8 protein-coding genes and 1 pseudogene are annotated in these 14,506 nt (G+C 73.5%); 6 read left to right on the forward strand and 3 right to left on the reverse strand.

The genetic code is table 11. The features are described from left to right. The 3 genes and pseudogenes from BM076_RS37755 to BM076_RS31015 all read left to right on the forward strand — a co-directional run. Nucleotides 1–372, forward strand: a pseudogene (locus tag BM076_RS37755) (dTMP kinase); the annotation flags it as partial. Between the two features lie 229 nt (nucleotides 373–601). After that, nucleotides 602–3,859 (forward strand): BTAD domain-containing putative transcriptional regulator, encoded by a 3,258-nt coding sequence (locus BM076_RS31010; RefSeq protein WP_245796559.1) that lies wholly within the window; start codon nucleotides 602–604, stop codon nucleotides 3,857–3,859. Between the two features lie 207 nt (nucleotides 3,860–4,066). Next, nucleotides 4,067–4,801 carry a DsbA family oxidoreductase gene (locus BM076_RS31015; protein WP_093717078.1) on the forward strand — a complete coding sequence of 245 codons (735 nt, stop codon included), beginning with the start codon at nucleotides 4,067–4,069 and terminating at the stop codon, nucleotides 4,799–4,801. Between the two features lie 39 nt (nucleotides 4,802–4,840). Here the strand turns inward: BM076_RS31015 and BM076_RS31020 are convergent, their stop codons facing one another. Together BM076_RS31020 and BM076_RS31025 are read right to left on the reverse strand one after the other, a co-directional pair. Beyond that, complete coding sequence (locus tag BM076_RS31020) at nucleotides 4,841–6,949, reverse strand: sigma-70 family RNA polymerase sigma factor (protein WP_245796561.1); 2,109 nt, start codon at nucleotides 6,947–6,949, stop codon at nucleotides 4,841–4,843. A 180-nt stretch (nucleotides 6,950–7,129) separates the two neighbouring features. After that, entirely contained in the window at nucleotides 7,130–8,140 is a 1,011-nt protein-coding gene (locus tag BM076_RS31025) for a TetR/AcrR family transcriptional regulator (RefSeq protein ID WP_093717062.1), read from the reverse strand. Between the two features lie 297 nt (nucleotides 8,141–8,437). Here BM076_RS31025 and BM076_RS31030 point away from each other — a divergent pair, with 297 nt between their 5' ends. Both BM076_RS31030 and BM076_RS31035 read left to right on the forward strand, forming a co-directional pair. Then, nucleotides 8,438–9,811, forward strand: a complete 1,374-nt coding sequence (locus BM076_RS31030) for an NAD(P)/FAD-dependent oxidoreductase (RefSeq protein WP_093717063.1) — start codon at nucleotides 8,438–8,440, stop codon at nucleotides 9,809–9,811. A 261-nt stretch (nucleotides 9,812–10,072) separates the two neighbouring features. Further along, nucleotides 10,073–11,845, forward strand: a complete 1,773-nt coding sequence (locus BM076_RS31035; RefSeq protein ID WP_093717064.1) for an ATP-binding SpoIIE family protein phosphatase — start codon at nucleotides 10,073–10,075, stop codon at nucleotides 11,843–11,845. A gap of 77 nt (nucleotides 11,846–11,922) precedes the next feature. On the opposite strand, the gene BM076_RS31040 is transcribed toward BM076_RS31035, so the two are convergent. Further along, entirely contained in the window at nucleotides 11,923–13,281 is a 1,359-nt protein-coding gene (locus tag BM076_RS31040; protein WP_093717065.1) for an MFS transporter, read from the reverse strand. A 117-nt stretch (nucleotides 13,282–13,398) separates the two neighbouring features. Here BM076_RS31040 and BM076_RS31045 point away from each other — a divergent pair, with 117 nt between their 5' ends. After that, nucleotides 13,399–13,968, forward strand: a complete 570-nt coding sequence (locus tag BM076_RS31045; protein WP_093717066.1) for a MarR family winged helix-turn-helix transcriptional regulator — start codon at nucleotides 13,399–13,401, stop codon at nucleotides 13,966–13,968. Nucleotides 13,969–14,506: the final 538 nt, after the last annotated feature.

The following is a 14,506-nucleotide window of genomic DNA, read 5'->3' on the forward strand; positions in this document are numbered from 1 at the left end:
GCGGTGACCGAGGATTCGTCGGAGACGACGGTGCTGCCTGCGGTGACCGAGGATTCGTCGGAGACGGCCGTACTTCCCGCGGTTCCCGCCGAGGAGGCTGCGGAGGCCGAGGAGGAGCCGGGCGACGGGTCCGAGACGACGACGGTCATGCCGCCCGTCGTGCCGCCCACCGGGTCGCCGGCCGCCGACGATCCCACCGACCGCGTGCCGCCGTGGCTCTTCCGGCCCGAGGACCAGCCCGGGGCCTCCCCCGACCGGCCCCGTCGGCCCCGGCCCGACTGGGCCGAGGAGACTCCTCTCGACGACCTTCCGACTCTCGCCGACGAACTCCTCGGCCCCCACGACGACGACCCGCCTCCGGCCCGCCGCTGATCCCCTCTACCTCGCACAGGGGCCGCAGCCCCTGTAACCCGCACCATGCGGAGGACGGTGCCCTATGGGGGCGCGGGGAACTGCGCGCCCAGCGCACGCGGGCCTTCAGACGAAAAGCCGCCCCCAGCGGGGCAGACGCTGTTGTTTCGCGGCCACCGCCCCGGAGGGGGGTTCGCTCTTTTGGGGGGTCGTCGGCCAAGATGGCGACGTGCGGTATCGGATTCTTGGGGTGACGGAGGCCCGCGCCTCCGAGAACGGCGCGGAGGTGGCACTCGGCGGCGGCCGGCTGCGAGCCGTGCTCGCGGTGCTCGCGCTGCGCGTGGGCCGCCCGGTGCCAGCGGAGACACTGATCGAAGCGGTGTGGGCGGGCGACCCGCCCACAGACGCCGCGGGCGCGCTGCAAGCGCTGATGTCGCGGCTGCGCCGCTCGCTGGGCCGCGACGCGATCGTGTCGGAGCCGGGCGGCTACCGCCTGGACACCCCGCGCGAATCGGTGGACCTCTACGAATTCGAGCGCCTGGCCCGGGAGGGCGAAGCGGCGCTGGCCGCCGACGACCCGGCGACCGCCGCGGAAGCGCTGACGAGCGCACTGGCCCTGTGGCGCGGCCCGGCCCTCGCGGACCTGCCGGACCGGGCGTCGGCCGCGGCCCGCCCCGAGGCCCTGCGCCTGGCGGCGCTGCGCCACCGCGCGGAAGCCGACCTGCGGCTGGGCCGCGCGGCCGACGCGCTGCCGGGCCTGCGCGCGGCGGTGGCCGAGCACCCGCTGGACGAAGCATTCCGGGCCCAACTGCTGCGCGCGCTGCGGGCGGAGGGCAGGACCGCGGAGGCGCTGGCCGCGTACGAGGAGGCCAGGACCGTACTGGCGGAGACGCTCGGCGCCGACCCGGGCCCGGAACTGCGGGCGCTGCACGCGGAGTTGCTGCGCGGTTCGGCGGCGCCCGCGAGGACCGGGCAGGCCCGGCCCCAGGGCAACATCCGCGCCCGCCTCACCAGCTTCGTCGGCCGCGAGACCGAACTCGCCGACATCCGCGCCGACTTGGCCAGCACCCGGCTGGTGACGCTGACCGGCCCCGGCGGCAGCGGCAAGACCCGCCTCGCCCAGGAAGCGGCGGACGCGGCGGCCGCCCGCCACCCGGACGGCGTGTGGCTGGCCGAACTCGCCCCGCTGGACGACCCGTCGGCCGTCCCGCACGCCGTGCTGAGCGCCCTCGGCCGCCGCGACACCCTGATCTTCGGCCCGGGCCGGGAGCGGATGCCCGAGGCGTCCTCGGGCGACGACCCGCTGGCCCGGCTGCTCGAACACTGCGCGCAGCGCCGCCTGTTGCTGGTCCTGGACAACTGCGAGCACGTCATCGCCGCCGCCGCCGACCTCACCGCGGAACTGCTGGCGGCCTGCCCGGGCGTGACCGTCCTGGCCACGAGCCGCGAGCCGCTGGGCGTACCGGGCGAGGTCGTACGGCCGGTCGAGCCGCTGCCGCCGCCCACCGCGTACCGGCTGTTCGCCGAGCGGGCGGCGACCGTACGCGCCGAGACGCGTGGCGCGGCGCGCGGCGGGGCGCCCGAGGACGCGGACGCGGTGCGCGAGATCTGCCGCCGCCTGGACGGCCTGCCGCTGGCGATCGAGCTGGCCGCCGCCCGGCTGCGCGCGCTGTCGCCGCGGCAGATCGCGGACCGGCTCGACGACCGTTTCCGGCTGCTGACCAGCGGCAGCCGTACGGTGCTGCCGCGCCAGCAGACGCTGCGCGCGGTGGTCGACTGGAGCTGGGACCTGCTGACCGCGCAGGAGCGCGCCACACTGCGCGGCCTGAGCGTCTTCTCCGGCGGCTGCACGCTCGCCGCAGCCGAGGCCGTCTGCGGCCCCGACGTGCTGGACACCGTGGCCCAACTGGTCGACAAATCCCTGGTGGTGGCGGTGCACGCGCCGAGCCCCGGCCAGGACGTGCGCTACCGCCTGCTGGAGACGATCCACGAATACGCCGCCGAGCGCGCCGCGGCGGAACCCGGGGAACTGGCCGCGGCCGAGCGCCGGCACACCGCGTACTTCCGCGACCTGGCCCGTACCGCGGACGCCGAACTGCGCCGCGCCGACCAGCTGTTGTGGCTGGAGGTGCTGGAGGCGGAGCTGGACAACGTCCGCGCCGCGCTCAGCCGCCTCATCGAGGCGCACACCTCGGACCCGGCCGCCCCCGACGACCCGGGCAAGCGCGCGGTCGAGCGGGACGCGATCGCGATCGCGCTGTCCATGGGCTGGTTCTGGTGGCTGCGCAATTACCGCGACGAGGCGCACTCCTGGCTCGGCCGCGTCACCGACCTCGGCGGCGACCCGCCGCCCGACCCGGCCGACCCCGCCTTCTGGCCCCGCCTGGACCTGCGGATGCTGCACTATTTCGTGCAGAGCGACAGCGCCTCGCAGGAGCAGTGGCAGACGGCGGAGGCGCAGGCGACGGCCGCGATGCTTGCGGCGGCGTACAGCCAGGGCGGCCCGCAGGCGGCCAAATTCCCCGGCCTGCTGTGGCCGTTCACCTCCTATCTGCTCGGCGGGACCGAGGAGATCAGCCGGCACACCGACGACGTCGTCGCCAACTGCCGTGCGCACGGCGGCGCATGGGAGATCGCGGTCGCCCTGATGCTGCGTACGCACATCGCCGTGGACACCCCAGGCGGCCTGGAGCGGGCCGACGCGGACTGGGCGGAGCTGCGCGAGATGGGCGAGCGGCTCGGCGACCGCTGGATCCGCGCCCAAGTGCACGGCGCGAGCGCCGAGATCGAGGTGGCGCGCGGCCAGTACGCGGCGGCGCTCGCCGACTTCGAGGCCGCGCACCGGCTCGGCCGCGAACTGGGCGCCTACGGCGAAGGTGCCTTCCTGCTGGCCCGGATGGGCGATCTGGCGCACCGCCGGGGCGACGACGACGAGGCGCGCAAGCTGGTCGACCAGGCGGCCGAGGAGGCGGAGCTGTACAGCGTGTGGGACGCCCACACCTACATCCGTTACCTCCAGGGCCTGCTGTGCCTGCGCCGCGGCGAGCTGCGGCAGGCCAGGGAGCTGTGCGAGCTGGCGGTGCGGCACATGACGGACGGCACGCCGCCGCCGACCTTCCAGGTGGTGCTGACGAATCTCGGCGCGCGGATCACGGCGGCCGAGGGCGACCAGGCGGCGGCGCTGCTCGGGCTCGCGGAGGCGGCGGGCCTGGCGCTCGCGGAGGGCTGTACGGAGCCGGTGGTCGGCGCGCAGCTCGACGCGGCGGCCGAGGTGCTGGTGGAGCTGGGCGACCTGCGGGCGGCGGCCCGGATGTCCGCGGCCTCGGCGGCGACCCGCGGACCGCTGCCGCGTACCGTCCCCGAGCTGGCCGTCGCCGACGCCGTGGAGCGCCGGGCCAGGGAGGGCCTCGGCGAGCGGGAATGGGCGGCGGCTTGCGCGGAGGGCGCGGTGCTCGACCGTACGGAGGCGGTCGCGGCCCTGCTGGAGACGGCGCACGCGCTGGGCTGACGGCCGCCCCCTGATTCCCCGCGACTGGCCGCACGATTCCCCGCGATGGGCCGCATGATTCCCCGCGATCGGCGGCATGCCGGCCATTGCCGTACGCGCTGCCGTACGCGCGTACGGGAATAGTGCCGGTTTCGCTCCCGGTTACCCCTGATTGAGCATTCAAGGAATCCGTAGAGGACGTTTTTCCTACGACCGGGAGTGAATACCGTGAAGGTCGAGATCTACTCCGACATCGCCTGCCCGTGGTGCTACGTCGGCAAGTCCCGCTTCGAGCGCGCGCTCGCCGCATTCCCGCAGGGCGAATCCGTCGAGGTGGTCTACCGGCCGTTCCAGCTGGACCCGACCGCGCCCGAGCGGCCCCGGCCGCACCGCGAGGTGCTCGCGGCGAAATTCGGGCCGCAGGCGGTGGCGATGGACGACCGGCTCGCGCAGCTCGGCGCCGCCGAGGGCCTGACCTTCGACTTCGACACGGTCCTGGAGAACAATTCGCTGCTCGCGCACCGGCTGCTGCGGTTCGCGCTCGACACCTACGGCCCGGCCGCGCAGACCCGCCTCAAGGGCCGGCTGATGACCGGGCACTTCGGCGAGGGCCTGGACATCGGCGACCGCGCGGCGCTCACCGACACCGCCGTCGCCGCGGGCCTCGACCGGGACGCCGTCACCGTCTTCCTCGCCGGTGACGAGCTGCGCGACGAGGTCGTCGCGGACATCGACGAGGCCCGCCGGATGGGGATCACCGCGGTGCCGACCTTCGTCTTCGAGGGCAAGTGGGCGGTGCAGGGCGGCCAGGAGACGTCCGTCTTCCTCCAGGCGCTGGAGCAGGTCGCCAAGGAGACGGCCGTACAGGCCCCGGCGCCGGCCGCGGAAGCGGACGACGCCTGCGTCGACGGTGTCTGCGCCGTCCCGGCCGCAGACGGGACCCCGGCCGTCACGAACGGCTGAACGTACTGAACCGTACTGAACGTCGGGGAGCGTCCGCTCCTACGAGCAGCTGATCACCGAATCCGCCCAGTCGGCGAGATTCGCCAGCCCCAGGCCGAGACCATTGCCGCGCCCCGCCGGGTCGGCGACGAGCCGGATCGTCTTGTAGCCGGTGATCCCGACGTGCACCGGCACCGCCGGATCGCCGCCGCGCACGACACCCGACTCCCACAGCCGGGTGTCGTCGCCGTAGACGGAGAACCGCGCCGCGCCGAAGCGCCGGGCCAGGCTGTCGATCCCGGCCCGCGCGTCGTAGCTGACGCAGGCCCGGTTGAGGTCGATGGTCAGCGACGACGGCGCGTGCACGGTGATGCCGTGCTCGTACTGCGTGTCGCCGATCGTCAGGCCCCAGCGGTCCCACCACCAGCTGGTGAAGGACGGCCGGATCGTCGGCTCCGAATTGTCGCCGAGCCCGCTGATGCCCAGCGAATTGACCTTGTACGCGGTCGGCGCGGGCGGCGGGGTGGTGGGCGGCGGGGTCGGCTCGGCCGTGGTGGGCGTCGGCTTCGGCTTCGGCGGAACGACCGGTTTGGGCGTCGTCGGCCGCGGCGTGGGCTTGGGGCTCGGCTTGGGAGTGGTCGGCTTCGGCGTGGGCGGCGGCGGAGTCGTCTCCGCGGCCGGCGGTACGGGCGCGGGCTTCGGCTTCGGCGGGACGACCGGCTTGGGCGACGGCGGCGGGGGAGTGGTCACCACGACGGCCGGCGGCGGCTTGGGCGCGGCCTTCGGCTCCGCCTTCTCGTGGCCCCCGGTCAGGGCGAAGGCGAAGGCGGCGGCCGCCGCGGCGACCACCACGGCCGCCGCGATGCCGACCTTCGCGGGCGCGCCGAGCCCCTCGGACGCGGCGCCCCCGGCGGCGGTGCCGCCCGCGGTCGACGTCGTGCCCGTACCGGCCGCCGCGGCGGCCACACCGCCCGCGGCCCCCGCCGCGCCGACGGCCCCGGTGACGGCGACGATCCCGGCGGCCTTGGCGGCGTAGACGGCGGCGAACCAGCCGATGTACGCGACCGGCAGCAGCCCCTTGAGCGCCGAATTGAGGTCGGCCAGCTCCGCGGAGGCGGCCGTGCAGCGCTCGCACTCCTTCAGGTGCCGGTTCAGCTCGCGGTCCGCGCGCATCCGCAGACCGCCCCGCGCGTGCGCGCCGAGCCGGTCGGCGTACCGCGCGCACTCGCCCTCGGCGGTCAGCGCGCTGCTGACGTGCGCCTGGAGATACGCCTGGCGCAGACCCTCACGGGCCCTGTGGGCGAGGACGGCGGTGGCGTTGGGGGTCAGGCCGAGCAGCGGCGCGATCTCCGAGGGCGACTCGTCCTCGACGGCGGTGTGCCACAGCACGGTCTGCCAGCGCTCGGGCAGCGTGCGGAACGCCTGGATGGCCAGCGTCTGCTCCGCCTCGTGCATGGCCTTGACGTCAGCGCCGAGGTCGTTGCTCTCCTCGGTGACGGTGGAGCCCGCGGCGGAGACGGCGAAGACCGCGAAGTCCTCCACCAGGTGCTCGCGCTTGGTGGTGTTCCCCCAGGACGCGGCGACCCGGCGCACCGTGGTGAGCAGATACGCGCGCACCGCGGACTCGGGTCCGCTGCCGCCGCGGATCGCCTGGAGCGTACGGGCGAAGACCTCGCCGGTCAGGTCCTCCGCGGTGTAGGCGTCGCGGCAGCAGGTGCGGGCGTAGCGCCGAACCGATTCGGCATGCCGCCGGTACAGCTCCTCGTACGCGCTGTCCTGCCCGCCGCGCACCCGGGCGACCAACTCGGCGTCGGACAGCGCCGCTTCGGCGGCCGCCGCATCGGTGGGCGAGGCGTGCGCGGGGTGCCCGGGCGCGGAGAGCAGATCGTCGTCGGCGGGCGCGTCGGAAGCCGCCGGGCCGGGGGCCGCCGGGTCGGGGGCCGGTCCGCCGGCCGCCGGTACACCGGGGGCCGGTACGTCCGACGCCGGCGCGGGCCCGGGATCCTGCGCCGGTACGCGCCCCGGCTCGCGCTCCGCGTCCCGCTCGGACTCGCGGGCGTCCTCGCGGGCCACCCGGTCGCGCTGTCCCGGAACCCTGCGCGGCGGCAGGCCGTCCCCGGTCTCGGGCTCCGCGGCGGGAGCGCCGGATTCCCCGTTTGCCTCTTCCACGGGGCAAGCGTGGCACACATGGGGGGTCCAGGGTCAGGGGATGCGGGGGAACCACTCATCCGAGGGGAGATCGTTCACGTTTCCTCTACGATCACCCGATCGGTGGAGCGCTCCGCCGGCGGTTCCGCCGCCCGGGCCGGTGCCCCGAACGCCGCCCGGAACGCCCTCCCGGCCATCCGTTCAGCCGGTGGTGTCCGCCGCCCGCTCGGCCGGCCGCGACCGCAGCCCTTCCAGCAGGATGTCCAGCAGCCTGGCCGAGGCCGCCGCCTGCTGCGCCGGGTCGGGCAGCGAGGGCGCGGACGTCGCGATGACCAGCAGGACGTCGGCCACCGACACGTCGCCGCGCAGCTCGCCCGCCTCGCGTGCCCGGTCCACCAGCCGTCCGACGACGTCGAGCAGGGTCCGTATGCCGTCCTGGTCGCTGTCCCGGTCGGTCCCGCCGTCGCTGCCGGAGCCGATGTCGTCGCGGCCCGCGTGGTCCGCCCGGCGTGAGGTGTCACCGATGACACCGGAGACACCGGCGCCCCCGGGAGCGGTGCCCGCGGCCGGCACCGTACGCGCGTCCGTATCCGTATCCGTTTCCGGCGCCACGGAAGCGGCGGAGGCGCCGGAAGCGGAGGAAGCCGAAGAAGCGGAGGAAGCGGCGGAGGCACCGGACGGGGCCTGGCCCTCCGTGCCGCCCTGCGTCACCGGCAGACCGCCGCTCGCCGCGAACGGACTGCGCTGCTGCGGCACCCTGTTGGCCTCGCCGGCCAGCGGCGACGCGCCGCCGTGCTCGGTGCCGGCCGCCGGGCTCTGCACCCGCAGCACCTGCGGCGGCAGCAGCCTCCCGGCGCCCGAGGCGACCGATGTCCGCAGGAAGCGGGCCAGCGCGGACCACGCCTCGTTCTCCTGGCCGAGCGCGGTGCGCGCCTGCTCGGTCAGCCGTGCCGTCTCCTCCTCGGCGATCCGCCGGACCAGCACGTCCTTGCTGGGGAAGCGGCGGTAGACGGTGCCGACACCGACCCGGGCGCGGCGCGCGACGTCCTCCATCGGGGCCCCGTACCCCGACTCGCCGAAGACTTCACGGGCGGCCCGCAGGACGTGTTCGAGATTGCGCTGCGCGTCGACGCGCAGCGGGGCCGGCCGGGCACCGCCGACGGCGCCTTCGGAACCGGCCGCGGCCGTCCACTGAGAGTCCTGAATGTGCATAGGTGTATCCCCCGGAAAAATCGCGTCTCCCCCCGGAGACTCCCCGCTCATGGGCGTTGATCAGTACGCGTCCCCCGCAGTACTACGAGATACGAACATAGTTGAGCCCACGTCAAGAATGAAGGGGTTTGTGTTCCGCCCGGCGCGCGCCCCCGGCCGGGCCAACGGCCTCCATGCACTTTCGTGCGGCGTTTGCCCGGTGATGTGTGCACCGCTGACCTGCCGTGACACCGATTCCGCCGAATCATCGCGTCCGCGCTGTGGACAAACGGCTATGGTCCATTGCGTCATGGAGCAATGACGGAGTCGGCAGCGACGAACAGAGCAGATGTCCCGCGCATTCTCGTGGTGGGCGGTGGCTATGTCGGGATGTACACCGCACTGAGGCTGCAACGGAAGCTCAGGCTCACGCGTGACGAAGCCGAAGTCGTGGTCGTCGAGCCGCAGCCGTACATGACGTATCAGCCCTTCCTCCCCGAGGCCGCCGCAGGCTCCATCTCGCCGCGCCATGTCGTCGTACCGCTGCGCCGGGTGCTGGGCAAGTGCCGCATCGTGGTCGGCGAGGCGCGCGACATCGACCACGCGAAGCGGGTGGCACGCATCGCCACCCCCGTCACCGAGGAGCACGGCGGCGAACTGCTTGAGCTGACGTACGACCACCTCGTCCTCGCCCCCGGTTCCGTCTCCCGCGCCCTGCCGGTCCCCGGACTCGCCGAGCACGGCATCGGGTTCAAGACCGTCGAGGAGGCCATCGGCCTGCGCAATCACGTGCTCGAACAACTCGACATCGCCTCCTCCACGCGGGACGTCGACGTCCGCGAGGCCGCGCTGACCTTTGTCTTCGTCGGCGGCGGATACGCGGGTGTCGAAGCGCTCGGCGAGCTGGAGAACATGGCCCGCTACGCGGTCCGGTACTACCACAACATCCGTCCCGAGGACATGAGATGGGTCCTGGTGGAGGCGTCGGACCGGATCCTGCCCGAGGTCGGCGAGGCGATGGGCACATACGCGGTGCGCGAGCTGCGCGGCCGCAATGTCGACATCCGGCTCGGCACCCGCCTGGAGTCGTGCGAGCACCGCGTCGCCGTGCTGTCCGACGGCGAACGGCTGCCCACCAGGACGCTGGTGTGGACGGCCGGCGTCAAACCGCACCCGGTGCTGGCCGCCACCGACCTGCCGCTGACCGAACGCGGCAGGCTGCGCGCCGACGCCACCTTGCGCGTGTCCGGTACGGAGCGCGCGTGGGCGGCGGGTGACGCCGCGTCCGTTCCCGACCTGACGGCGGAGAAGCCCGGCACCGACTGCGCGCCCAACGCCCAGCACGCGCTGCGCCAGGCCCGGGTCCTCGCCGACAACATCGTCGCCGAGCTGCGCGGGCGCCCGCTCACCGAATACCGGCACAAGTACGCGGGATCGGTCGCCTCGCTCGGCCTGCACGAGGGCGTCGCCTTCGTCTACGGCCGCAAGCTCAAGGGCTATCCGGCGTGGCTGATGCACCGCGTCTACCACCTCAGCCGCGTCCCGACCTTCAACCGCAAGGCCCGGGTGCTGGCGGAGTGGCTGCTCGCCGGCCTCTTCAAACGGGAGATCGTCTCGCTCGGCTCGCTGGAGCACCCGCGCGCCGAATTCGAACTGGCCGCCGGATCGCACCGGGACCCCGACACGCCCTGAGCCGGGTCGCCGATCCCGGTCCTTGATCCGGGTCCTCGATCCGGGACCTCGATCAGGGTCGCCGATCCGGAGCCTCGACCAGGAGCCCGGTCCGCGGCCCGATCCGTACGGCCCTCGCCCCGCCCGCCGCTCCGTGACCCGCCGTCCGACCCGCGTGGGGACCTGGGCGATTCCCCCTGGGGCCGCCGTTCGGCCACACTGGGGCGTGACCCCGCGTGCGGCAGCACCTGCAAAGCGTGACAAATACGAGGAATCGGACGGTTGAACCTAACGCGTTGGAGCGCCCGGCTCCCCGGAACCCAGCGACGCAATGCCGTCCCCGCGGCACGCGGCAAAGCCGGCGACCCCGCGGCGGACGCGGCGTCCGCCGAGGCGGCGACGTCCGCGAAGCCGGGTGACGCGACGCCTGCGGCCGACACCGCGGCCGGCCGGGACGCGGGCGCCGCTTCCGCTGCCGCTTCGGGCGCCGCCGATACGGGCGCGCGCCCGGCCGCGGCCCGCGCCTGCGGCGCCGTCACCGACGACCCCTCCGTCACCGGCGTCCTCAGCCGACTGCCCGCCCTCATCGCCGTCACGCACGGGCCCGCCCACCGCGTCGCCTTCGTCAACGACGCCTACACCGAGGTCTTCGGCGCCCGCACCACCGGCGGCCAGGCCCGCGACGCGCTGCCCGAACTCGACGAACTGGGCCTGCTCCCACTGATGGACCAGGTCCACCGCAGCGGCAAGCCGCGTACGGTCAAGGCCCGCAAGGTCGTCGGCGGCGACGACCACTCGCCCGCCAAGCCCGGCTACTTCACCTTCACCTGCACCCCCGTCAGGTCCGCCGACCCGGACCCCGAGCGGCGCGGTGTGCTGATCTTCGCGGCCGACGTCACCGACCAGGTGCACTCCGCCGAGCGGCTGCGCGAGAGCGAGCGCCGCCTGCACGAAACCGCCGTCACCCTCCAGCGCAGCCTGCTCCCGCAGGAGCTGGAACAGCCCGACGACCTGCGCGTGGCGGCCACGTACCAGCCCGGCGGCACGGATGCGGCGGTCGGCGGCGACTGGTACGACGTGATCACCCTGGGCGCCGGCCGCACCGCCGTCGTCATCGGCGACGTGATGGGCCGGGGCGTGCGCGCCGCCGCCGTCATGGGCCAGCTGCGCACCGCCGTACGCGCCTACGCCCGGCTCGACCTGCCGCCGCACGAGGTCATCCAGCTGCTCGACGGCCTCGCCTCCGAGATCGACGCCACCCAGATCGCGACCTGCGTCTACGCCGTCCACGACCCCAGCGAGGGCCGCCTGTCGTACGCCATCGCCGGGCACCCGCCGATCCTCATCCGCGACCCCGACGGCACCGTCCGCAAGGCCGACGAACCCACCGGACCGCCGCTCGGCACCGGCGGCTGGATCCACAGCTCCGGCTCGGCCGCGCTCGGCCCGGGCTGCACCGCCGTGCTGTACACCGACGGCCTGATCGAGCGGCGGGGCGAGGACATCGATGTCGGCGTGGACGCGCTGACGGCGGCCCTGTCCGGCGCGACGGGCGCGCCCCAGGTGATCTGCGACCGGCTGACCCGCGCGCTCGGCGTCACCTCGGAACACGACGACGACGTGGCCGTCCTCGTCCTCCAGCACCCCGACCGCACCGGCGGCGAGGCCGAACTCTTCCGCAACGCCTCGCTCGAACTCCTCGGCGGCATCGAGGCCGCCCCGCGCGCCCGCGCCTTCGCCTCCGGTGTGCTCGCCTCCTGGCGCTTCCCGGTCGAACTGCGCGACCTCGGCGTGCTGGCCGCCAGCGAACTCGTCGCCAACTCGCTCAAGCACGGCACCCCGCCCATGCGGCTGCGGCTGCGCCGTACCGACCGGCGGCTGATCATCGAGGTCACCGACGGCGACGACCATCTGCCGCGCCGCCGCCGCGCGGAGCCCGGCGACGAGGCGGGCCGCGGCATCTCCATCATCGCGACCGTCGCCTCGTCCTGGGGCTCGCGCCGCACCCCGGGCGGCGGCAAGGCCGTCTGGTGCGAGTTCGCCCTGCCGGACTGACCGCTCTCTCCGTTCCGGTCCCTCCGTTCCGGTCCCTCCGTTCCGGCTCGCGCTCGCGTACGAGCCGGGCGCCGCTCCTACGGTGCGGACGTCGCGGGTACGGCCGCCTCCACGGGCTCGGCGGCCTTGACGGCTTCCACGGGCGTGGGCTCGTCCCGCCGCGGCACCGAGCGGACGACGACGCGGGCCGCCGCTAGGTGCGGGCTGTCCTGCGCCGGGGTGAGACGGCGCCCCATCCGCAGCGCGGTCACCGAGATCGCCAGCGAGCAGAGCACCAGCATCACGATGTACGCCCCGTAGGCACCGGCGCCCGCCATCAGCCCGCCGACAGCGGGACCGAGGGCCAGCGCGAGCTGCTTGACCAGGGCGAAGGCCGAGTTGTACTGCCCGACCATCCGCGCCGGCGCCAGGTCCGCGACCAGCGGGGCCACGGTCGGCGCGAGCATCGCCTCGCCGAGACCGAACAGCGCGTACGTCGAGATGATCGCCGCGACCGCGATCGCGTGGCTGCCGTGCACGAGCCCGGACGCCCCGGCCACCAGCCAGGCGATCGTCCAGACCAGACCGACCAGCGCGATGACGCGGCTGCGCCGCCGCTGCTCGACCAGCCGCAGCACCACGAACTGCGCGAGCACGATCACGGCCGTGTTGGCCGCGAGCGCCACGCCCAGCGCGGTCGGCGAGATCCGGGTCACCTCGACGGCGAACGCCGACAGACCCGACTCGAACTGGCCGTAGCAGGCGAAGAACATCACGAAGCCCAGTACGGACACCATGACCATCGCGCGGTCGTTGAGCAGCGTCCGCCAGCCACCGGACGCCGACGGCTCCGACCGTACGGCCGCCCCGTCGCCGCCGAGCTTCGGCGCGTGCGGCATGCGCACGGTGGCGATCACCGCGCCCAGCACCAGGAACATCGCCGCCTCGATGGCGAAGAGCCGGATGAACGACGCCGGGTGCGCGGTGTCCACCAGCAGACCGCCCAGCAGACCGCCGAGCCCGAGCCCGAGGTTGTTGAGGAAGAACTGCGTGGCGAAGGCCCGCGAGCGCGTCGCGGTCGTGGAGCACCACACGATCATCGTGGCCAGCGCGGGCTGCACCACCGCGATACCGGCGCCGAGCGCACCGGCCGCCGCGATCACCACCGGCTCACTGCCGGACAGACCAAGACCCAGCGAACCGGACGCCGCCAGCACCGTACCGACCACGGCGACGGGCACCGGCCCCCGCTGATCGATGACCCGCCCGGTGAAGGGCAGCACGAACAGCGCGGCCACGGCGAAGGTCGCGAGGACCACACCCGCGGTCCCCGCGCCCAGCCCCCGCACCTGCGAGACATAGATGAACGTGAACGGGACGGTGAAGCCGTTCCCGAACGCGCTCAGTGCGGTCCCGATCTGGATCCGGCGCAGCGCAGCGCCCATCGCGGTTGTCACACTCACCCCACTTGATCAGCGAGTCTTCAGCCTGAAGACTTCAGAGTTAAAGTTCGAAGCTAAAGAGTACATCGTGAAGAGCTTTAGGGCAAAGGACTTCCGTGTCATACTCGGGGGATGACCGCAGCCGCAGGCTCACCGGGTTCGGCAGGGGCTCCGCAGGAGCTGGACCTCGACGCGCAGATCGCCGCCTACCAGCGCGAATTCCCCGAGGTCGACCCCCAGGTGGAGAAGGTCGTCACCGCACTCGGCCGGCTCAACCGCCGGATGAACGTCGCGTACGGCCGCCAGCTCGTCGACCTCGGCATCAGCAGCGCCGAGTGGGAGGTCCTCAAGGCCCTCGTCGTCGTGGGCCGGCCCTACCGCCTCGGCCCCGGCGACCTCGCCAAGCGCCTCGGCCTCACCCCGGCCGCCATGACCCACCGCATCGACCGCATGGTCACCGAGGGCCTGGTCACCCGGGAGCGCGACGAGGCCAACCGCGTCCGCGTCATCGTCGAGCTGACCGACGAGGGCCGCGAGAAGTGGCTCCAAACCATGCGCATGGCCGCCGTCTTCGAGGACGACCTGCTCCAGGACCTCACCCCGGTCGAACGCACCGCCCTCGGCGAGATGCTGACCCGACTGCTGCGGCGGGTGGAGGAGAGCCAGCCGGACGCCGGTGGCCGGCTGGAAGACCTCGACTGAGGATTCCCCGGCGGTCCTCGACTGTCCTCCTCGGTATGTGATCGGGACCACCTTGCCCCGAGTTGACACGGCTGATCCGCGTGCGTAAGGTTCTTCGAGTTGTCCGACGTGAGCGCCGACTCCGGTCGGTCCCCGGGCAGCCATTCCGCAGGAACCTTTCGACCATGAGCGACGACCTTGTGTCGTCGCATTGTTGTCGTGCGTTTGTGTGTTTTCGCGGAATGCAGCCGGTCTTTCGTCCGGCCGGGCCGATTTGGCCGGGCGGTACGGGATCCGCTAAAGTCTCACTCGTCGGAACGGCCCAACAGCCGGAAAGACAAGCCCCGCTGACTGGGGGTCAGACACTGGAAAGCGTCTGATAGAGTCGGAGACACGAAGGGAAAGCCCGGAGGGGCCGGTGAAACGGTTCCGATGGAAGCTTCCGTTCCTTGAGAACTCAACAGCGTGCCAAAAGTCAACGCCAGATATGTTGATACCCCGTCTCGTTTGTATCGGGACGAGGTTCCTTTGAAGTAACACAACAGCGAGGACGCTGTGC

It is taken from the genome of Actinacidiphila alni, from assembly GCF_900112845.1.
Taxonomy (GTDB): domain Bacteria; phylum Actinomycetota; class Actinomycetes; order Streptomycetales; family Streptomycetaceae; genus Actinacidiphila; species Actinacidiphila alni.

Excerpts from the sequence above, each read along its gene's own strand:
- BM076_RS31030 (WP_093717063.1), top strand. The coding sequence starts at position 8,438 with ATGACGGAGTCGGCAGCGACGAACAGAGCAGATGTCCCGCGCATTCTC.
- BM076_RS31025 (WP_093717062.1), bottom strand. The coding sequence starts at position 8,140 with ATGCACATTCAGGACTCTCAGTGGACGGCCGCGGCCGGTTCCGAAGGC.
- BM076_RS31045 (WP_093717066.1), top strand. The coding sequence starts at position 13,399 with ATGACCGCAGCCGCAGGCTCACCGGGTTCGGCAGGGGCTCCGCAGGAG.